This window comes from Streptomyces alboflavus (assembly GCF_000716675.1).
Taxonomy (GTDB): Bacteria; Actinomycetota; Actinomycetes; order Streptomycetales; family Streptomycetaceae; genus Streptomyces; species Streptomyces alboflavus.
On record NZ_JNXT01000009.1, the window covers coordinates 109,960 to 130,259 of the forward strand.

The following is a 20,300-nucleotide window of genomic DNA, read 5'->3' on the forward strand; positions in this document are numbered from 1 at the left end:
GGCGCATACGACCGAGGTGCGGCGCGGGTCGGTGTTCACCGGGTTCAGTGGTCGTCCAGGCTGGAGGGGCCGGAGGCGGTCTGGGTGAGGCTTCCGTTGAGCCAGGCGGCGGTGAGTTCCCTCCGGGAGCGGGAGCCTGTGCGCTGGAACAGTCGCGTCAGGCGCTGTTCCACCGTTTTGGGGCTGCAGGCGAGTTCTGCGGCGATCTGCCGGTTGCTCGCGCCGTCAGTGACCATGCGCACCAGCCTGATGTCGAGTTCGGTCAGCTTCTGCCGGCCTTGGCGGAGTCTCGGTACGGGGATGTCGCGCTGCCGCGCGGCACGGGTGACCGCGGTGCGGAAAGGGCCTCCCAGGCCGAGGGTGTGAGCGTTGCCCACGGCCTCGGTCAGCCAGCGCCCGGGGTCGTCGGCGACGTGTGTCAGGCACAGGCAGCAGAGGACGCTCAGGTGCACGTCGCCGCGGAGCTTGATCAACTGGTGGGCGGTCAGCGCGCTGTCCGCGTCGTGGTGCGCGATGCCGCGTGCGAGAAGGAGAGCCTCGTGGGTCATGGGAGTGGCTGCCTCATCGTGCAGGGTCTCCACTTCCTCCAGGGCCTGTTGGACCGCGTACGGCTGATCCGCGTGGGCGGCGAGCGACAGGATGCGCAGCAGCAGCCGCTCGACACCGGCGAGGCGGCCGTCCTTTCGTGCCTGCCGAGCGTCGTGCCAGGCTTCCTCCAGCGCCTCCTCGCGTCGGCCCGACCAGTACCGGACCGCCAGCCGCGCGCGGGCGGCCAGAGGATGAGTGAGGGTGTCGGGGACCAGGTCGAGCCACGTTGTGGCGCGTGCGACGTCCCCGCGCGCGCAGTGGATCTCCGCGGTCAGTGCCCGTGGCAGGTGCGGGGTGCCCGCCGCTGTGTGGGTGCGGCTACGCACCTCGATGCGGCGGGCGGCCGCCAGAGCGGCGTCCCAGTCCCCTGACAGGTAGTCGCGCACCATGCCCCGGTACTGGACGGCGATGCCCTCGGGTGCCGCGACATAGCGGTCGCCGAGTACTGCCGCGAGAGCGCCGGCGAGGTCCGCGTATGCGGCGGCGCCGCGCAGCTGGTCCAGGGAGTGGTCGTCGATGGCGTCGGGGGGCATGTGCTGCCGCGCGCGGCTCAGTTCGGTGTGGCTGCCGACCGCGGCGGTCATCAGGTGGAGTTCGGTGGGCTTGGGCAGCGGCATGCGGCGGTGTCCAGGACCGGAGGTGTCCTGGATGTGGCGTGAGGCCTCGGTCGGCCGAGCGGACAGCGGGCCGATGCCGTAGAGGCCGCCGAGCGCCGCGAGTCTGGCCGCGGCGGGAAACCGGCCGGCGACCTTGCCCAGGCGACGGTGGACGCCATCGGCGCAAGGGGCCCGGTGTTCGTGAAGGGCTGCCCACACCCACGCGGTGGCAACGCTCGACAGGCCGGCCGCTCTCTCGACGCCCTCGGTGTGTTCGGTGTGCGGTGGGTCCACGAGGTCGAGCAGCGGCTTGCCGAGCGCCAAGAGCCCTTCGTGGTCGCCGTGTCGCAGACTCAGGCTGCTCGCCTCGTGGAGCACACCGCGGACGCGCTGGTCCTGTGGTGCGAGCCGGTGAAGCGCGGCCGCGTAAGCGCGGGCCGATCGGGGCCAGTTGGTCCTGGCCTCCTGGCGGGCCGCGGCCAGCAGCAGCGGCACGGCGAGGGCATCGTCCAGGCGCGGGCCGGAGGTTGCGACGCGATCGGCGAGCCACGGGTAGGCGCGGCCGGTGCCTTCGGCACCGACCTTGTCCGCCAACCGCTTGATGTACCGAGCGGAGTTGCCCTGCAGGTCGCCCTGGACGGGCAGGGTCCGCAAGGCCGCGCGGAGCGCCGGGACGGCGAATGACAGGAGGCCCTGCGGGTCCACGGTCAGGATTCCGTGCTTGATCAGGCGGTCCAGTGCGTACTCGAGGGACCGGGCTCCGGCAGTTGGCATCATCGTGAAGGCGTCAACGACATGCATTTCGGTGTGCTCCAGTACACAGGCGGTGACGATCGCCGCCTTGATGGTCGTGGCGTCCGCCGGTGTGTCGGGCCATCCGAACTGGAGCAGCTCGGCCGTCCCGGTGGCCAAGCGCAGCTGTTCGTCCGGCAGCGTGAGGCATAACCGACCGTCGAGTTCCACCAGGTCCTGCTCGTCCAGCGCGTCGAGCACCGACAGCACGGCGCGGGGGTTGCCCGCCAGCGTGCCCAGCGCCCGCGACACGGCATCCGCCACCGCGGATTCGGCCGGACGGCCGAACCGCCGTGTGACGTGGACGTCGACGAGCGCGGCGACGTCGGCAGGCTGCAGCGGGAGCAGTTCCAGGACCTGGTCAGCCGCTGCCGTCAGCCGGGCGCGGCCGGGTTCCGCCGCGGGCCCCGGCCGCCCGGCCATCACCACGGGTACACCTCGCGGGCGGAAGACCCGCAGCAGCAGCGCCAACGCATCGGCACTGCGCTGCGGCATCCGCTCGACGCCGTCGACAACCAGCGCGAACGGGGTCTGGCGGAACGCCTCCATCAGTACCTCGGAGAAGGCGGACAGCGCGCTCGCCCAGCCCTCCCGCACGGCGGCGCGCACCTGTGCTCGGCGGGCCGCCGTGAGAGGCGGCAGGCAGCCGTCGGGATCCTCGACGGTCAGGCCGCAGCCCGTGTCGAGGACGAAAGCGTCGGCCGTGTCCTCGGAGTCTTCGTCTTCCCAGCCGAGCCTCACCACCGCGGTGCCGTCCTGGGCTGCCGCACGCTGCGCCTGCTCAAGCACCGCGGTCTTGCCCATCCCTGCCTCTGCGGTGACCAGCAGAACACGGGCCGCTTCACCGGTGGCGCGCAGGGCCTCCACTACGTCACGGACCGCGTCGTCCCTGCCGATGACCGCTCCACGCTGTTGCCGCACGGTGCCGCTCCGCTCGTTCTCCTGAACCCAGAGGGGAGATGGCTCTTAGAAACTTTCCGTTCCCTTTACCTGGCCGGAAATGAACGGCACTTCTGGAGCCAGAAGTTGGCGCGCACGGGCCCTGGCGGTCCACGGCGTGGCGACGACGCTCATCGTGTCCGCGTGCCGAAGACAGGCCGGGTGCGGTCACACCGCCGGAGGTGGCCGCGTTCCTGTCCGCCCGGGCATATGCCTGAACAAGGAATTACCGCACAGTGGCTGCGTGGCCGGACACCAACGAACGATCCGCTGGGGTACGCCCGCGGGCCTGGACCGCACCGACGAGCGTCTGATCGGCCGCGAGAGTGAGTCGGAGAAGATCCACGACTTCCTCAACGATCTCGACGGCCCGCGCCTGGTGCTCATCCGGGGCGAACACGGTGTGGGACGCAGTGTGTTCCTGAAAGCGGTCGGCGAACGACTGCGTGCACGAGGGACCGCCGTGCTTGCGGTGCACTGTGTTCCTGGCGACGGTGAACAGCCTCTGCTGCTGGCCCTGCGGCTGGTCCTGGCGCTCGAAGAGCACCGATCCGCCTCGCCACGGCAGCGGCCGACCGGAGAACTGGTCACTCGGGCGCTGTCCGCTTTCGACAAGCGTGACCCGACGGCGATGCACGCGTTGCTGCACGCCTCCCTTGTCCATGCCACGCCGCTCGCCGTCATGGTCGACGACGTCCAGCATGCCGATCCCGACTCCCTGGCCGTACTGTGCCGGATCGACATCTCGCGGCTCGCGCCCGGTGTCCGGCTGGTGGTTTCCGCGGTGCGGCACGTCGCGCCGGGCCCAGGGCGCACGAGAGAGGGCGCGCCGGACGCCGTCGGCTCGGGCACCTCACGCCGTGGACGGAAGGCCAAGGAGGCCCGGGCGCCAGGCCGCGAGGGTCCGGCCGGGCTCCTGGAGCGGCTGGCCGGTGTCGAGGGGGCCCGCACGGTGGAGCTGTCCCCGCTGGGACCGGATGACGTCACCGCGCTGGTCGCGCGGTGGTTGCGGGCGAAGCCCGACGCCGTCCTCGCCCGGCAGGCAGGCGAGTTGACCCGTGGTATCCCGGGGGCGGTCGACGCCCTGCTCACGGGCTGGACTCGCCGTGGCAGGATCCGGGTCGCCGACGGTCACGCCTTCCTTGGCGCGAGGACGCCGGTACCGGTGCTGCCGGACGACAACGCGTTCGTCACGGCGGTGGACGCGCTGGGCGAGCCGTATCGTGCGGTGGCTGCGGCGTTGAGCATCCTGGGGCCGCTCGGCCGGCCGGCCCTGCAGCTGACCGCGGCGTGGGCCGGCCTGTCCACCGACGCTGCCTACGACGGGGTCCGCCGCCTGGTCGAGGCGGGCATCCTCGACCAGGTGCCCGGTCCGGACGGCGCCACGGCAGAGGGCTGGACGTTCCGGCTGCCGCTGACCGAGCACACCGTCCGGGAGCGGCTGAGCCCGGTGGACCGCAGCCGGTTGTCCGCCACGGCGGTCGAGGTCCTCTGGAAGGACGCGGACGCGGAGAGCGCCGGATGTGTGATCCGCCGGGCGCCGGGTCTTCTCGACGAGGCGAACGCTCTGGCCTACCGGGCAGACCGGGTCGCGGACGCGGGCAGCCGGGTGGACCGGGAGCGTGCGGTGGCCGAACTGACGGCTGCCGCACGGCGGATGTCTCCCGGCACCGGTGACGGGCGGGCTCTGCTGTGGTTGCGGGCGGCCCGTGACCTGACCGAGCACGCCGACGCCCGCGATCTCGTCCTCCAGGAGTACGGGACGACTGCCTACCTGGCCTGCGACTATCCCACCGGACAGGCCGCCGGGGAATCGCTTCTGCGCGACCCGGGTCCGGCGCTGAGCGATCTCGATCTGCAGGAGGCCGCCTGCCTGGTGGTCGCGGTCACCGCCAACCAGCACGACTGGACCACCATGTCCCGCCTCGCCACCACCTACTGGTGGGACCGGCTGCCGATACCCGCCCTGGCCAAGGTGAGCGGCCAGGCCCTGGCCCTGTGCCACCTCTCGCGATGGCAGCAGGCGGCGGAACTGCTCCAGCGCACCGAGACGGTGTGGAACACCTGCCCACGCGCCCGCGCGGCACCCGCCCAGTTCAGCGCCCTGGCCGACCTGGCCATGGGCCGGCCGGAACCCTACCGGCTCGAACTCACCCTGCAGGACGCCCCCGAGCTGCCCCCCGGCAAGGTGTACTACCTGACCGGCAGCATGATCGACACCCTGCTCACCGGCTACGACCTCGACGCGGCCACCACCCTGCTGGCCACCGCCGGCCTGACCGAACACATGCTGCCCCCGCTCAGCCAGTTCCTCTTCCACCACCTCAGCGGCCGATGGGACCAGGCACTGGACACGGCCCGCTGGCTCCTGGCCCACAACGAGATCCGGTCCACCCCGGCCTCGGACCACTCCCTGCTCCCGGCGCGCACCGCCGCCATCCTCCTCGCTCAGGGCCGCCCCACCACCGCCCTGCACCTCGTCGAGGACATGCGCGGCCCCGACACGAGCCCGCCGCAATGCGCGCTGCACGCGTCGGAAGCCGAACTGCACATGGCCCTCGGCGACGTGGACGCAGCCGAGACAACACTGCGCCGCGGGCTGGCCGCCGCACGGGAGCACGACCAGATCTACGGCACAGAGGAGCTGTGGGCCCTGCTGGCCGAGGTGAAAGTCGAGGCCGGACGCACCGCCGAGGCGGCGAACTGCCTGGAGAGCCTGGGGCAGTTCGCCTCCCGGACGGGCAGCGGACGGGCACAGCTCAGGTACCTGCTGGCCTCGGCCCGGGTCCTGCGCCAACAGGCCCCCGACACCGCCCGCGACCACCTGCGCGAGGCGGTGAACCTGGCCCGCTCCCGCGGCCTGCCCTTCGAGACGGCGACCACCCTCCTGGAGGCCGCCGACGGGGGTGCGGCCCCGGGCAAGCCCCTGTACGAGGCATACGAACTGTTCGGCATGGCCGGTGCCACCCTGTGGCGCTTCCACACCAGGACCATGCTGCGCGAGGCCGGACTCACCATCCCCGGCCGCAAGCAGGCCACCGCCGAGAACGACCACCTGCTCGCCACCTTGCTCGCCGAACAGCTCACCACCCGCCAGATCGCCACCATCCTGCGACTCCACGAGGACGCGGTCGTCGGACGCCTGACCCGGCTGCTCGCCCGCACCGGGAAGCGCTCCCGCACCGAACTCGTCACCGCCGTCCTCACGGGCACCCTCAACTCCCTCTGACCTGACCTGACCTGACCTGACGTGGCGTGACCTGACCGGGTCCTTGGCCCGCGAGCCACCCACCCCTGCAGTCGTCCGACGAAGCTGGGCAGCGGACGCGACGGTTCGCGATCAGTTTCCCTGTACTTAGCCGCTGGACGACCGAGACAGCCTGCATGGCCGATCACCCCTGCCAGCATGGTCACCGGCAGCGGCCGTGGCATTCGAAGGCGAATGCAGGCTCGCGCTCGGACCTGAGGAACCGCCGTCACTCCTCGTTTCCCCGACCCCAAGCAAGGGAGAACTACGTGACCATTACGTGCCGGGACCAATCCTATCGGGAAATCGTTGTGGAAGAGCGAGCCGCTGGACACGACAGCGGCACCTGGACCTACCAATTGCCGGACCAATGGTTCGGCATCGTCACGCCGATACGCGGTGTGTGTCAAATTGAAGGTCGAGAGAATCAAGGGTGGCTGCGTACCACGCTCAGCCCTGGAGAGGTCTGCCGGGTCGCACCCAACAACTTGATCCGGATCAGCAGGACACCGCCGAGACGTCTCCCCTTCGAAGTCGTTTACATCCAGCTTTCCGTGGAAGTCCTTCAACGAGCACTGGACACGCACACCACCGCCCCTGTCCGTGATGTTTCGGAGTTACAGACACTGCGCGCCTTCGATCCGCACGTCGCATCCATGGCGCAGACACTGCTTCACGCCCGAAAGACCGGTGCAGGAGAGCGCTTTGCCCTGAGTGCAGCCCATTATCTTGCTGAATATCTACTTCATCCAAGCCGCGACGCCTCGCCGCGCACCGGAGGTCTTAGCCCGGAACAGCTGCAAACGGTGACAACATTTATGAGCGCGAACTTCTCCTCGAGTATCACGCTTGATCAGCTTGCCAAGGAAGCAGGACTCAGCCGGTACCACTTCCTGCGTCGTTTCTCCGCAGCCACCGGTAAGACCCCTCTGCAATACCTCACGGAGTTGCGCATCGAAGCTGCCTGCTATCTGCTCGCTGTAGACAATGACCCGGTATCTCAAGTCGGTAGGCGCTGTGGTTTCCCTAACCCGGAGCACTTCGCCCGCGTGTTCCGTAAGCACGTCGGATGCGCGCCGTCGCAATACCGGCAGCAAGGGCAGCGTGCCCCTTCCCCCTGAGCGGGTGTCACCGCGTCGGGCTGCACGGCAGCAATGCCAGTACGACCGGCGCATTCGATCCGCGCCTTAGCCAGGGGGCGACTCGTCGGCGAGTCGGTTGCTGCGGTCGATCTCCGGCATGTGTGTCTCGGCCCAGGCCCGCAGGGCGGAGAGCGGCCTTTCGAGGGACAGGCCGAGTGCGGTGAGCCGGTAGTGGACGGCGGGCGGCACGGTGGGTTCCACTCGGCGCGCGACCAGGCCGTCGCGTACCAGGCTCTGCAGGGTGACGGACAGCATCTTCTGCGAGATGCCGGGGATGCGGCGCCGCAGTTCCGCGAAGCGGAGCTCGTCCGGGGCTTCTTCGGCCAGCACCTTGACCACCATCGACGTCCACTTGGTGCCGATGCGGTCGAGCAACTGGCGGACCGGGCAGCGCGGATCCAGCAGATCGCCCCGCTCACCGGGCCGCCGGCCGGGTTCGCCGGGCCTCGATGCGGTCACTCGGGGCTCACCACCTGAAGGGAAAGTGCCGTCTTGGACGGACCAGATTAGTTCCCTAGCGTGACCTGGTCACTGTTCCTCACCGAGCCACACCTGGAGCCTCCCATGCCCGAACTGCGGCGCGTCCCCGTCAACGGTGTCGAACTGAACGTCGCTCTCGCCGGATCGGGCCCGGCCGTACTGCTGCTGCACGGTTTCCCGCACACCTGGGAGCTGTGGACGGACGTCATGGCCGACCTGTCCGGCTGCTACCGCGTCATCGCGCCGGACCTGCGCGGGTTCGGCGCGAGCGGCCCGGCCGCGTCCGGGTACGACGCGGGCACCCTGGCCGAGGACGCCGAGGCGCTTCTCACCACGCTCGGCGTGTCCTCGGCCGCGGTGGTGGGCATCGACGCGGGTGCCACGCCGGCCTTCCTCCTCGCCCTGCGCCGTCCCGGTCTCGTCCGGCGCCTGGTCGTCATGGAGTCCCTCCTGGGCACGCTGCCCGGCGCCGAGGACTTCCTCGCCGACGGGCCGCCGTGGTGGTTCGGTTTCCATTCCGCCGCGCCCGGCCTCGCCGAGACCGTGCTGGAGGGCCACGAGGCCGACTACGTCGACTGGTTCCTGCGCACCGGCACGCTCGGCGACGGGGTGCGCCCCGAACTCCGGGACGCCTTCGTCCGCGCGTACACCGGCCGCCAGGCGTTGAGCCGCGCGTTCTCGTACTACCGGGCGCTGCCCGAGAGCGCGGCACAGATCGAGCAGGCGGTCGTCACCGCCCGACTGACGGTGCCTACGATGGCGTTGGGCGCCCGGCCCGTCGGCGATGCGCTGGAACGCCAGCTCCGCCCGGTCACCGACGACCTCACCGGACACGTCATCGAGGACTGCGGCCACATCATTCCGCTGCACCGCCCGCGCGCCCTGCTCGCGCTGCTGCGCCCGTTCCTTGCCGGTGAGGACACCCAAGCGGCCCGACCGGGGCCGGGGGCTTTGTTGCGAGAGGGGGCGAAACGATGACGTGGCGTTCGGATGTGGCCGAGTTGCTGGCGGGGGCCGGCATCGTCGACGTGGACGTCGACGATGCCCTCGCGGACGAGCACGTCCGATCGGCCGCGTACCAACGCGTCGTCTCGGTGACGGCTGCCTCGCGGAGCCGCGACCGGGACCGCGCGATCGTCGCCACCATCCTGCGCGACCCCCACGAGATGGCGTCCAAGACGGCGGTGGTCGCCCTCGTGGACAGGATCGCGACGCAGGTGAGTGGTCCTGCCGCGTTCCGGCAGTGGTCGGCCGAACTGCTGCCGGAGATCGAGCGGTTCACAGCGGAGGGGCACCGCGACTTCATCCGCCGCCGCATCGACGACTGGCTGTTCCACCTGTCCGTCGAGGACGGTCACGTGCCGACACCGGTCGAGTTGGCGAAGGTCACGTGCTGGATGCAGCGCGTCCTCGCCGAGCGGTCGACGTCACCGGAGGTGCTCGCCCTGCTCGCCGCGTCAGGCTGCAGCAAGAAGGTACGAAACATCGCGAAAGACCGGGCCGGAGTATCGCGAAAGACCGGGCCGGAATCCGCAGGCTGAGAACGCGATGAGTCCATCGTGGCGATGGGCGGGCGCGGAGACTGCCGCACCCTCAAGCACCGCGCCATGCCCCACCGTCAGGCTGTGTGTATCACCCAGTGGGCCAATCGGTGGAAGGCGGAGCGGTCTCCATCGGTGAGGGCCCGCCGGCGCGGAAGGATGCGTTCCATGCGAACCATGAAACGCGTACTTCTCGCGGCCGCGGCCGCGTCGCTGCTGGTGGCGAGCCACAGCGCAACTGCCACGGCCTCCGCGCCCGCACCCACGCCCGTACGGTCCACGTCGGCAGCCGGGCCGGGCTGGCACCACGTGGCGGACTTTCCTCCGCACGAGGAGAACCGCTGTCATGAGCGCGGCCGGTGGTACCTGGAGAACGGCGTACGCGCCTACGAGTGCCGGGCCGCCGGAGTCTGGCAGCTGTGGGTTCTCACCGAGCCCTCCTGACCGGGGTCGGGGCCGGATCGTAGCCCTCAAGGCGGCCGACGCTCACCGGAAGGATCGCCCCGCTCGGTCAGTTGCCGGGAGGAGCAGCCAGCGCGTCGACCACTTGCCCGGCCCGCGTCTGCGCGGTGTCGCCGCGCCGATGAGTTTCCGGGACCGGGCCGGTCTGCACCCGTATGGAGACTCACACCCTTGAGACCGCCGGCGCGGACCTCGTCCATGACGTTCGCGGGCCGCTGCCGACCACAGACGGACGCCCGCCGCTGTTCATGATCGGGCAGCCCATGGACGCCACCGGCTTCGTCGCGCTCGCCGCGCGCTTCCCCGAGCGGACCGTTGTCACGTATGACCCGCGCGGGCTCGGCCGCAGCGTCAGGAAGGACGGGCGGGTCGAGTACGCGCCGCAGACTCTGGCCGCCGACGTGCACGCAGTCATCGAGGCGCTCGGGGCCGGGCCGGTCGAGATGTTCGCCAGCAGCGGCGGTGCGGTCGTCGCGCTCGCGGTCGTGGCGGCGTACCCCGCGGACGTGACCACTCTCGTTGCGCACGAGCCGCCGCTCATCACCCTCACGCCGGACGGCCCGGCTGCCGTGCGGGCGCGGGCGGCGGTCCGGGAGGCCTACGAGAAGCGGGGATGGGGGGCCGGGATGGCGGCGTTCGTGGCCATGACGTCGTGGGAGGGGGAGTTCACCGAGGCGTACTTCGCGCAGCCGGAGGCCGATCCCGCCGCGTTCGGGATGCCCGTGGAGGACGACGGCTCACGTGACGATCCGCTTCTATCCAGCCGGTCCTGGGCGGTCAGCAGCTATCGGCCGGACGTCGAAGCGATCACCGCCGCGCCGACCCGTGTCGTGGTCGCCGTGGGCGAGGAGTCCGTCGACGTGCAGACCGGACGCACCTCCGTCGCGACCGCCGAGCTGCTCGGGCTGCCGGTCACCGTGTTCCCGAGCCATCATGGCGGTTTCCTCGACGGAGAGTTCGGATATCCGGGGAAGCCGGACGAGTTCGCGCACCGACTGCGCCAGGTCCTCGACGGCGCCTCGTGAGCCTGCCGCCGGGCGAGTAGTTCTCCGGCCCCGGGTGCGTACCCGGGGCCGTTCGAGAATCCGCCGAGGCCGCGGCACCGCTGCCCTCGCGGTCAGGTCCTCGGCGCAGCGGGCGCGCGTCGAGTCGTCGTTGCCGGACCGGAAGCCGAAACGGCCTGGGCGTAGCGGTCCGCGGCGTTGTTCACTCGGGGCGAGGTGACCGGTGGGCGGCCGCCGAGTCCGCCGTGACGCACGTCACCGAGACGGTCCGCGGCGGGCGGACAGGAGGCGACGTGGACCTTTCCCTACGCGCTCGCATACGAGCCGGTGACGCCCAGGCGTTCGCCCACCTCTTCCGGCAGCACGCGCAGGCCGTGCACGCTCACGCCGCACGGTGGCTCGGTGATCCGGGCCCGGCCGAGGACGTGGTCTCGCTGACCTTCCTGGAGGCCTGGCGGCTGCGGGAGAAACTCCTCGACGACGACGGCTTCGCCGCACGCGCCCCGCACAACGACCACGACGACCACGACGACGGCCTGAGGGCCTGGCTGTTCGGGATCTCCACCAACGTGCTGCGCAACACCCGCCGCGCGGCCCGGCGGCACCGGGCAGCCCTCGATCGCCTCCCCGAGCGACGGCCCGGCACCGGGACGGTGCCCGACTTCGCCGACACCCTGATCAGCCGCATCGAGGACACCGAACGCCTCGCCGCCGCCACGGCCGCCCTGCGACAACTGCGGCCCCGCGAACGCGAGGTCTTCGCGCTGTGCGTCTGGTCCGAGCTGAGCTACGCCGACGCCGCCGTGGCCCTGCGGGTGCCGGTCAGCACCGTGCGTTCCCGGCTCGCCCGCGCCCGGCAGCGCTTGCGGCGGCTGGCCGAGAGCGAACTGGCGCGCCGTACCGGAGCACCGGCCGGAAGGGACATGCCCGACGGAAGAACGAGACGCCTCCCCGCCCGCGGACAGGAACCGGATGACCGAGCCGCGACGGCCCGGTCGGCACAGGAGAGAGACCGATGAATCCCACAGAACGCCAGGAGCTGGCCGGGCTGCTGCCGAGCCCCGGTGCCCCGGCCCTGTCGAGCGACCGGATGACGCAGATGGAGGCCCATCTCATGCAGGAGATCACCAAGGAAGCCCCCGCTCCCAGTCCCACTCCCGCTCCCACCCCGCCCGGCTCCGGCCGGGTCCCGCCCCGGCGGCTGCGGCGGACGGTGGCCCTGCTGGCCGTACCCGTCACGGCCGCCGCCGTCCTCACCACCGTCCTCACCGTCGGCGGCGACGGTGAGGCCAGGCCCGCCACCGACTCGGAAGCCGTCGCGCTCCTCGACCGCATCGCCAAGGTCACCGCCGCCAAGAACGCTCCCCCTGTACGGGACGACCAGTACGTCTACACCCTCATCCAGGGCACCGACGACTTGACGGACGAGGGCCTGGACCGCTTCCGTCGCGCGGACTGGCACGCCGTCGACGGTCGGCGTGACGGGCTCGCCCGCACTACCGTCCTGTCCGGCCCTTCCGGCAAGGGCACCACGGACATGCGGATCCAGGCCGACCCGAACGCCACCACGTACCGGGAGCTGCAGGCCCTGCCCACCGACCCCGGCGCGCTGTACGACAAGGTCTGGTCGGAGACCGAGGGCCAGGGCCCCACCCATGAGGAAGCCGCCCTGGAGATGATCGGCAGCATGCTCGAAGGGGCCACCCTGCTGCCCGACGTGGGTGCCACCCTCTACCGCGCTGCCGCCCGGATCCCGGGCATCACCGTGGTCGACGACGCCAAGGACGCGTCCGGCCGCCCCGGAGTGGGGCTCGCCTTCGGCGACGGCGATGACCGAAAGGTCTGGGTCTTCGAAGAGAAGAAGCTCACCTACCTCGGCTCGGAGGACGTCGCGCTCCTCGACGTCACCGTGGTCGACCGCAAGGGGCAGAACCCGGCCGACTGATCGCCCGTACGACGCCGTGGCTGCACCACCGGCCCCGGGGCACCGCGCCGCGCGGTGCCCCGGGGCCGACGCGTGGCGCACACGTGGCCGGGGGCAACCACGGGGGGTCAGCCCGGCTCGGCGGCTCCGCCGGGGTCGCCGTGGTGCCGGTCGGCCAGGGCGATGATCCCTGCCGTGGCGGCGGTGGCGAGGTCGGTGACCATCGCGTCGTCGACGGGCAGGTTCAGGACGTACAGGGCGGACGCCAGGGAGCCGAGCAGCAGCAGGTGGGCCATCGCGGGGTCGACGGGTCCGGCCAGCTCACCGCGGGCCACAGCCTGGTCGACGATGTCGGCGAAGGCCGCCTGTTCCGCGGCCAGGAACGTGTCCTGGAACCGGGTGTCCAGTTCGGGGTTGACGGCGAGTTCACTGATCAGGGCCGGTGCCAGCTGCCGGGCTGCCGGGGCGGCCATGCGCACGTGAAACGCGCGGACCAGCGCCAGCAGGTCCCCGTGCAAGGAGCCGGTGTCGGCCGGTGGAGGCAACTGCTGCTCGTGCATGGTGGCGACGAACGCCATCTCGGCCTTGGAGGCGTAGCGGCGGTAGATCGCCGCCTTGCCCACCCCGGCGCGTGCCGCGACCTGGTCGACGGTCAGGGCCGGGTAGCCGACTTCGTCGATCAGTTCACGCGTGCTCTGCAGGATCTTGTGATCGACGCGACTGTCTCGGGGGCGTCCACCCCGTTGCCTTCCCACGGTCATGCCTGCACTATACGGAACGAGAGTATCGAAACTACGGTATCGGAATCACGGTTGCGCAGACCCTCGCCGGGCGGCGGCGGCCGTGGTGGAGCCGCCCTGTGCGGCTTCGCGACGAGAACGGAGAGTTCCGATGATCAAGTGGGCTGGCTGGATCATCACGTTGTACGGAACCGCGCACACGGTCGGCGCCCTGACGGTCGAGAAGGCCGCGCGCCATGCCGGGACCTGGTTCAGCGGCGGCCTGTGGGACGAGGACCTCGCCGACATGAGCCCGGCGGGCAGCGCGTACTGGCTGAGCCTGGACAGCTTCGGCATACCGCTCGTCCTGATCGGCCTGACGGTGCTGTGGCTGGACCGCCGCGGCATCACCCCGCCGGCCTTCATCGCCTGGACGCTGGGGGCCTGGACGCTCGTCGACGCCGTGATCCTCCCGCTCACGCCCTGGCCGCTCTTCCTGCTCGCGTGCGCCCTGCTGCTGATCGGGGCCCGCCGCGCCCGCCGCGACAACCCCACGCCCGAGGTCGGCCTCGATGAGCGGTACGAGACGCCCTGACGCGGCCTCCTGGTGGGGCTGCCCCCGGCCGGTGGCGCGGCGTGCTCCACGGCGCCAGGGCGGTCAGTCGGCTACAGGCCGATGTCGGTGAGCCACTGGCGTGTGGTCCGGGGGGTGATGCCGAGGAGCTTCTGGGCGGAGTTCTCGGGGGATATCGCGTGGTCGGGCAGGGCGCTCATGGCCTGGTAGAGACCGGCGACACCGGCGGCGGGCCCCTCGCCCAGCACCGGGGCGAGGGAGACCCGCATCTGTTCGGGCGTGATGGCCTCGAAGTCCACGTGCCGGCCGAAGTGTGCGCCGAACGCCTCGGCCAGGTCCGGTCCGGTGATCGCCGGGCGCCGCGATACGCCTGGGGCAGGTCCTCCACGCTGGAGTAGCGGGCGGCCGCCACGCGTGCGCCCTCCACGACGGCGTCCGCGTTGCGGGTCACTGCGGTAACTGCCTTGCCCGCAGCGGCGAGCGCAGCGACGACAGGGGCACCTGCCCGGGCCCTGACGGTGCCGGAGCCCGGGGCGGACGCCCCTGCTTGACGTACGTCCTCGCCCTCGGACTCACCCTCGGATCCGCGTCGGAATGGCGTCGTCGCGACCGCGGACCCGCAGGTCGGCGGCTGTGTGATGGCGGCGTCCCGGTGGGGGAGTGGTTGATGTAAGGATGGGGCCCATGCAGAACGTTTATTTCGACATCACCATTGACGGCAAGGACGCCGGGCGCATCGTCTTCCGGCTCTTCGACGACGTCGTGCCGGAGACGGCCCGCAATTTCCGTGAGCTCGCCACCGGCCAGAACGGCTACGGCTACGCCGGGTCGGCCTTCCACCGTGTCATCCCGGAGTTCATGCTCCAGGGCGGCGACTTCACGCACGGCAACGGCACCGGCGGCAAGAGCATCTTCGGCGCGACGTTCGCCGACGAGAACTTCTCGCTGAAGCACGACCGGCCGTTCCTGCTGTCGATGGCCAACCGTGGCCCGGACACCAACAGCTCCCAGTTCTTCGTGACGACCGTCACCACCCCGTGGCTCGACGGCAAGCACGTCGTGTTCGGTGAGGTCGTCGAGGGCGAGGACCTCGTCAAGCAGATCGAGGCCCTCGGCTCCCGCGGCGGCGCCCTGAGCTCCGACGTAGTGATCAAGGCGAGCGGCACCGCCGCCTGAGATCAGCGTCCGGCCAGGAGGTCGGCGGCGCCCTTCGGGTGCCGCCGACCACGGCGCCGCCGCCCTCCGAAGCTGTTCAGGGCGTACAGCTGACGGTCGCCTCGGCGCGGAACACATGGCCGAAGTTCGGATCGTTGAAGCTCTCGAACACCAGGGGCTCGCCGACGAGCGCACACGTGTAGAGCTGCTCGGCCCCGGCCGATGCCTCCGCGTCCCCGATGGCACTCTCGATCGCCACCGCGGCAGTCGGCCCGCGACCACCGCCCGTGAAGAGCTTGGCCTGGGCGCCCGCGTCGGCCACGGCCAGTGGCGAGCCCACCAGGAGGACCGTCAAGGTGACTCCTGTGACGGCCAGTTGGCCCGTGGTGCGCACCTTCATCGCCCTCATCCCCTCCCTGATCGCTCACCGAATCGGGGTACTTGACACACTACTGAACGAGGCCGAGCTGAACAGCGTCCCGACCGCCGCACGGCAGCGGGTTCAGCCGCGGAGGAGTTCGGCGACGTGGGCGTAGGAGTCGTCCCCGTAGCCGGCCGCCATGCCCCGGCGGGCGACGTCATGGGCGGCGGAGATCACCGTGCTGTCGACGCCGCGGCTGCGTGACGCCTCCCGGACGTGGGACATGATCGCCGCTGCCGAGCGGAGGTTGGAGCCCCCGGCGGGGTAGCTCCCGGAGTCGACCTGCTCCGCGAACGCGTCGATCACATCGGGCAGGAGCGCGGTGACGCCCTTGGCGTAGGGGGCCAGATCGGACGCGGTGACGCCCTCGGACCGGGCGAGGGCGAAGGCGTGGACGACGCCGGTCAGGGCCGTCCAGAAGATGTCGAGCAGCGCTACGTCGTGCGCCCCGGCGTGGCCCGGATCGGTGCCCAGGTGCACGCAGGTGCCGCCGATGGCCTGGAGGGTGACCTGATGGCGCGCGTACAGGTCGGCCGGGCCGCTGTGCAGGACCAGCGTGGACGGGCCGCCGACGAGGTACGTCGGGACCATGATCGCGCCGTCGAGATAGCCGACGCCGTGCGCGTCCGCCCACGCGGCGGTCGCACGGGCGTCATCGGGGGTACCGGCGGTGAGGTTGACCAGCGTGCGGCCCTTGAGGGCGGCGGCGTGCGGGGTGACGACCGCGCGGACGGCGTCGTGGTCGAGGACGCAGATCACCACGAGGTCGCTCGCCGCGATCGCCTCCGCGGCGGTCCCGGTCTCGACGGCACCGCTCTCCACCAAGCCGTCCGCCCGGCCAGGAGTACGGTTCCATACGGTCGTGGGATGGCCCGCGGCCAGGAACGCGGAGGCCAGGGACCGGCCCATCGGGCCGAGGCCGAGAACGGTGACGGGGGCAGCAGACATGGGGAACTCCGAGGTCGTGACGGTGACCGATTCGCACACGTGCGGGATGGGCGTGGCCGTCGGGGTGTTCGAGGGTAAGTGGAAGTCGTTCATCATGTGGGCGCTGTCCGAGCGTCCGCGCCGCTTCGGGGAGACCAGACGGCTGGTCACCGGCATCAGCGAGAAGGTGCTGACCCAGCAGCTCCGCGAGTTGCAGGCCGACGGATCGTGCACCGACAGGACTACGGCGAGGTGCCGCCCCGGGTCGAGTACGCACTGACCGAGCGGGGCCGACAGCTCTACGAACTCCTCGAACTGCTCTCGGCCTGGGGCCGGGACCACCTGGCCGCGAGGACAGGGCCGGAATCGGACGACGGACTTGGCGCGCCTCGACAAGACTTCCCGGTCACCGGTCCTTGATCAAGTACGTACCTTCAGGTACGTGGTCCCGGCCCGCGCCCGGCCGCTCCGTGACGTCCGCAAGGCCCGGCGCGGACGGGTCGCCCCGGCGGACGTGGGCGTGCCCGCCACCGGTCGGCGCCGGGTGGCGGGGCTGCGGCGTCGTCGTCGAGCAGACGATCACCGTGTATCAGGCGCCGGCCGGGAGGACGACGTCCTCCCGGCCCTCGTCCCGTCAGCCGGAGGAGACTGGTACGTACGGGCTCTGCTGTCGCGACAGCGTGAGCCGCTTGCCCGCCAAGGTGGCGCTGCCGACCGTGGGGGCCTTGGGCGCGGTGGCGGACGTGACGGACTTGGTGCCCGTCACGGAGTTCGACGCCCCGGACTCGTTCCCGACGGCGTCGATGCCCCGCACCTCGTACACGTACGTGAGACCCGCCTCGCCCTTGGTGTCACGGAAGGTGAGCGACGTCGTCGTACCGATCTTCGTGCGGTGGGCGCCCGGGCTCTCGGCGCGGTACACCGCGTACTTCACCGCGTCCGAGTCACCGCTGCGCCACGTCAGCGTCACACCGCGCTCGTCCTCGCGGACGCGGGTGAGGTCACGCGGCGCGAACGGTGCGACGGTGTCCCGGGTGCCGCGTCGGGGCTCGGTGTACGGCGAGACATGACCGGCGTTGTCCCGGGCGCGGACCTTGTAGGCGTACTCGACGTCGGGGTCGGCGTCGCCGTCGACGTACGAACCCGTGCTCACGGTGGCGAGCAGCGCGTAGGGACCGACCTCGTCCGGTCCGGTGCCCTCGGCCTCCGCGCGGTACACCTCGTAGGCGGTGGCCGCGGAGAGCGTGCCCCAGGACAGGGAGACGGCCTCACGCCCGGATGCGACGGAGAAGCCCTCGGGAGCGTCGTACAGGGGATTGTCGGGCTGGTCCGGATCGTCGCCGACACGGCCGGCGGAGCTGGCGGCCGCGTCCGGTACGGCGGCGTCGGCGGTGCCCCCTAACCCGAGCGCGAGGACGACGACGGCGGCCGCGGAGGCGATGACTGCGGGTCTGAGACGGTGCTGCTGAGACACGGCTGGCGTTCCCTTTCCGGTGGAACTACGGGCAGGTGTACGTGAGTTACGGGAAGCAGTCGTGGGGGGAGAGTCGCTGGTGCTGTGGGGGCAAGGCACTGTAGCTGTATACGGCCGGGATGTGGGAGGCGGCGCGCGAGGGCGACCAGGGCTCCACGGGCCGGTGCCCAGGCCGCGCCAGGCACCCGCACGGTGCGTCACTGCCCGTCGTCGGCCCTTGTGGTCGGGGCCGTGTAGCGCCTCTTCGCCCACCAGGGCAGGGCGAACCAGCACAGCACGTACCAGACGAGGATGACGGCCACGAGGACCGGCGCGATCACGTCGTGCGTCGCGACGCGCAGGATCAGCAGGAGCGCGGAGGTGAGGGTGCACAGCAGCAGGACGAGGCCGACCATGGTGAGCCGGGATGCCCAGATCACCGCCTGTGGTTTGATGCGGCGCCCGCTGACCATGCGATGGAAGGCGACCGGTCCGATGAGGGCGCCCGTCGACGCCGACCCGAGGAGCACGGTCACGATGTAGATCGTCCGGTCGGTGGTGGCAAGGTCGGGGAAGCGTGGGGTGAACACCACGGTGAGCAGGAACCCGAAGAGGATCTGTACGCCGGTGAGCGCGACCCGCATCTCCTGGATGAGGTCCGTCCACCGCCGGTCCGCCCGCTGGTCGGATGTCTCGTCGCGCCCGCTCCGGGGGTGGTTCTGCGGCACGGTTCCTCCTCGGCCTCGGCCGCCCAGCGGCTACTTGACCACGCGTACGGTGCCGAAGGCGGGGTCCGCGGCGTCGGGGAGGTGCATCCCGGCTGCCACACCGGTCCGCAGATAGGTCAGGACCGGTTCGGTGAGACGCTCGCCCGGCAGGATCGCCGGGATGCCCGGCGGGTAGGGAGTCACCATCTCCGCGGCCACGCGCCCCGCCGCCTGCTTGACGGGGACGTCCTCGGTCGGGGCGAAGAAGGCGTCCCGGGGCAGGCAGGCCTGTTCCATGCGCAGGCCGTCGGAGCTCGGCACCACCACGACCGGTGCCTTGTCCCAGCCGTCGGCGGTGTCCACGAGGTCGTGGAGCGCCCGCAGCAGGGGCTCCGTGGTGCGCCGGCTGTCGGCGTGGGTGATCTGCACGTTGATACGGCGGTGGTCGGCGATGTGGACGTTGATGGAGCGGTGCTCCCGCAGCCAGTCGGCGGCCCGGTAGCCGGAGAGCGCGGGGCCGGACAGGTCGACGACCACAGGCAGCGGGTCGAGGTCGTCCGCGCGGCCGGGGCCGCAGAAGTCCTGCGCGTCGTTCACATGGAGGCCGTCCATCTGTTCGATGGCCCGCCGGAGTTCACCGGCGGTGGCGAGGGCGTGGCCGATCAGCTCGTGTCCGTGCAGCGCCATCTGGCGGCGCCAGCCGTCCATGGCCGCGTACACGAGGACCGACGGACTCGTCGTGCCCAACAGGTCGGCCCGGTTCTTGAGCACTTCGGGCTCGACGAGGCCGCCCTGGAGGTGGAAGACGGACCCCTGCTCCAGGCCGCTGCCCATCTTGTGGATGCTGGTCACGCAGACGTCCGCGCCCGCGTCCATCGCCCAGGCGGGAAGATCCTGGTGGAAGGGCAGGTGGGCACCCCACGCCTCGTCCACGATCAGCGGCCGCCCATGGCGGTGGCAGACCTCGGCGACGCGGCGCAGGTCCGCGCAGCCGCCGTACGGGGTCGGGCTGGTGACCAGCGCGCCCCGGGCCCGGGGTGCGCGTGCGAAGGCGGCCGCGTACGCCTCGGCGGACGGCGGGTGTGCGAGGTGCCGTTCGTCGTCCCAGCGCGGTTCGATCCACACGGGTTCGATGCCGGACAGGATCAGCGCGGCGACCACGGACTTGTGGGCGTCCCGACTGATCAGGAGCTGCTCGCCGGGACCGGCGACGGACAGCATGGCCGCCTTGACCGAGAGGGAGCTGCCACAGGTGGTGAAGAACGTGTGGTCCGCGTGCACGGCGTCCGCCATCAGCTTCTCGGCGTCCTGGAGGTACCCGCCCCGCGTGCGCCGGTCGTCCAGGCCACCGGAGGCAAGGACATCGTGCTGGAAGACCTCCTGCCCCAGAAGGCGCCACACGTCGGGATCCACGCCCGCGCCCTGCTTGTGCCCCGGCGGTGTGAACGAGAGCATGCCCCGGCGTCGATGAGCGTCCACTGCCTCCACGACGGGGGCCCGTGAGTGATCGAGTGCCATGGTGCCTGCCTTCCCTGCTGAGAGCGTGGCTCTCACCTGCGGTACTCCGTGCTCGGCAGGAGAGCGCTGATGCCGTCCGCTGCGGCGAGGAGGCCGAGCCGACGCTGTCCG

19 protein-coding genes and 1 pseudogene are annotated in these 20,300 nt (G+C 71.2%); 11 read left to right on the forward strand and 9 right to left on the reverse strand.

Annotated features, from left to right (window positions below):
- Positions 1–44 precede the first annotated feature (44 nt).
- A complete protein-coding gene (locus OO63_RS09685; RefSeq protein ID WP_051810710.1) occupies positions 45–2,897 on the reverse strand; it encodes a helix-turn-helix transcriptional regulator in 2,853 nt (950 codons plus the stop codon).
- 262 nt (positions 2,898–3,159) lie between these two features.
- On the opposite strand from OO63_RS09685, the gene OO63_RS09690 reads away from it, so the two are divergent.
- The gene (locus OO63_RS09690; protein ID WP_031192431.1) at positions 3,160–6,144 is read left to right on the forward strand and encodes an AAA family ATPase; all 2,985 of its coding nucleotides are present in this window, start codon (positions 3,160–3,162) and stop codon (positions 6,142–6,144) included.
- 287 nt (positions 6,145–6,431) lie between these two features.
- Entirely contained in the window at positions 6,432–7,283 is an 852-nt protein-coding gene (locus tag OO63_RS43325; protein WP_157853975.1) for a helix-turn-helix domain-containing protein, read from the forward strand.
- Positions 7,284–7,349: 66 nt separating this feature from the next.
- Here the strand turns inward: OO63_RS43325 and OO63_RS09695 are convergent, their stop codons facing one another.
- Entirely contained in the window at positions 7,350–7,763 is a 414-nt protein-coding gene (locus OO63_RS09695; RefSeq protein WP_031192430.1) for a winged helix-turn-helix transcriptional regulator, read from the reverse strand.
- A gap of 105 nt (positions 7,764–7,868) precedes the next feature.
- Between OO63_RS09695 and OO63_RS09700 the strand changes: the two genes are divergently transcribed.
- The 6 genes from OO63_RS09700 to OO63_RS42120 all read left to right on the forward strand — a co-directional run bounded on the left by OO63_RS09700 (position 7,869) and on the right by OO63_RS42120 (position 12,736).
- Positions 7,869–8,762 (forward strand): alpha/beta fold hydrolase, encoded by an 894-nt coding sequence (locus OO63_RS09700; protein ID WP_051810711.1) that lies wholly within the window; start codon positions 7,869–7,871, stop codon positions 8,760–8,762.
- Positions 8,759–9,325 carry a hypothetical protein gene (locus OO63_RS09705; protein ID WP_030363775.1) on the forward strand — a complete coding sequence of 189 codons (567 nt, stop codon included), beginning with the start codon at positions 8,759–8,761 and terminating at the stop codon, positions 9,323–9,325. Before OO63_RS09700 ends, OO63_RS09705 begins: the two co-directional genes overlap by 4 nt.
- A gap of 177 nt (positions 9,326–9,502) precedes the next feature.
- Positions 9,503–9,769, forward strand: a complete 267-nt coding sequence (locus OO63_RS09710) for a hypothetical protein (RefSeq protein WP_031192428.1) — start codon at positions 9,503–9,505, stop codon at positions 9,767–9,769.
- 173 nt (positions 9,770–9,942) lie between these two features.
- Positions 9,943–10,812, forward strand: a complete 870-nt coding sequence (locus tag OO63_RS09715) for an alpha/beta fold hydrolase (RefSeq protein ID WP_031192427.1) — start codon at positions 9,943–9,945, stop codon at positions 10,810–10,812.
- Positions 10,813–11,084: 272 nt separating this feature from the next.
- Entirely contained in the window at positions 11,085–11,810 is a 726-nt protein-coding gene (locus OO63_RS09720; protein ID WP_031192426.1) for an RNA polymerase sigma factor, read from the forward strand.
- Positions 11,807–12,736 (forward strand): CU044_5270 family protein, encoded by a 930-nt coding sequence (locus OO63_RS42120; protein WP_051810712.1) that lies wholly within the window; start codon positions 11,807–11,809, stop codon positions 12,734–12,736. The genes OO63_RS09720 and OO63_RS42120 overlap by 4 nt, the downstream gene beginning before the upstream one ends.
- Before the next feature lie 107 nt (positions 12,737–12,843).
- Here the strand turns inward: OO63_RS42120 and OO63_RS09730 are convergent, their stop codons facing one another.
- Entirely contained in the window at positions 12,844–13,476 is a 633-nt protein-coding gene (locus OO63_RS09730; protein WP_031192425.1) for a TetR/AcrR family transcriptional regulator, read from the reverse strand.
- A 130-nt stretch (positions 13,477–13,606) separates the two neighbouring features.
- On the opposite strand from OO63_RS09730, the gene OO63_RS09735 reads away from it, so the two are divergent.
- Entirely contained in the window at positions 13,607–14,029 is a 423-nt protein-coding gene (locus OO63_RS09735) for a DUF6463 family protein (protein ID WP_031192424.1), read from the forward strand.
- A 71-nt stretch (positions 14,030–14,100) separates the two neighbouring features.
- On the opposite strand, the gene OO63_RS46305 is transcribed toward OO63_RS09735, so the two are convergent.
- Positions 14,101–14,307, reverse strand: coding sequence for a hypothetical protein (locus OO63_RS46305; RefSeq protein ID WP_030363939.1), 207 nt, complete (start codon positions 14,305–14,307; stop codon positions 14,101–14,103).
- Between the two features lie 385 nt (positions 14,308–14,692).
- On the opposite strand from OO63_RS46305, the gene OO63_RS09745 reads away from it, so the two are divergent.
- Positions 14,693–15,184 carry a peptidylprolyl isomerase gene (locus OO63_RS09745; protein ID WP_030363713.1) on the forward strand — a complete coding sequence of 164 codons (492 nt, stop codon included), beginning with the start codon at positions 14,693–14,695 and terminating at the stop codon, positions 15,182–15,184.
- A gap of 76 nt (positions 15,185–15,260) precedes the next feature.
- Here OO63_RS09745 and OO63_RS09750 read toward each other — a convergent pair whose 3' ends face one another.
- Both OO63_RS09750 and OO63_RS09755 read right to left on the reverse strand, forming a co-directional pair.
- Positions 15,261–15,563 (reverse strand): hypothetical protein, encoded by a 303-nt coding sequence (locus OO63_RS09750; protein ID WP_030363714.1) that lies wholly within the window; start codon positions 15,561–15,563, stop codon positions 15,261–15,263.
- Between the two features lie 102 nt (positions 15,564–15,665).
- On the reverse strand, positions 15,666–16,532 hold the full coding sequence (locus tag OO63_RS09755; RefSeq protein WP_031192423.1) for an NAD(P)-dependent oxidoreductase: 867 nt from the start codon (positions 16,530–16,532) through the stop codon (positions 15,666–15,668).
- 94 nt (positions 16,533–16,626) lie between these two features.
- On the opposite strand from OO63_RS09755, the pseudogene OO63_RS41415 reads away from it, so the two are divergent.
- A pseudogene (locus OO63_RS41415) lies at positions 16,627–16,931 on the forward strand (winged helix-turn-helix transcriptional regulator).
- Positions 16,932–17,145: 214 nt separating this feature from the next.
- Here the strand turns inward: OO63_RS41415 and OO63_RS09765 are convergent.
- The 3 genes from OO63_RS09765 to OO63_RS09775 all read right to left on the reverse strand — a co-directional run bounded on the left by OO63_RS09765 (position 17,146) and on the right by OO63_RS09775 (position 20,189).
- Complete coding sequence (locus OO63_RS09765) at positions 17,146–17,985, reverse strand: fibronectin type III domain-containing protein (protein ID WP_031192422.1); 840 nt, start codon at positions 17,983–17,985, stop codon at positions 17,146–17,148.
- Between the two features lie 197 nt (positions 17,986–18,182).
- Positions 18,183–18,692, reverse strand: a complete 510-nt coding sequence (locus OO63_RS09770; protein ID WP_033263981.1) for a DUF6328 family protein — start codon at positions 18,690–18,692, stop codon at positions 18,183–18,185.
- A gap of 30 nt (positions 18,693–18,722) precedes the next feature.
- Entirely contained in the window at positions 18,723–20,189 is a 1,467-nt protein-coding gene (locus OO63_RS09775; RefSeq protein WP_031192421.1) for an aminotransferase class I/II-fold pyridoxal phosphate-dependent enzyme, read from the reverse strand.
- Positions 20,190–20,300: the final 111 nt, after the last annotated feature.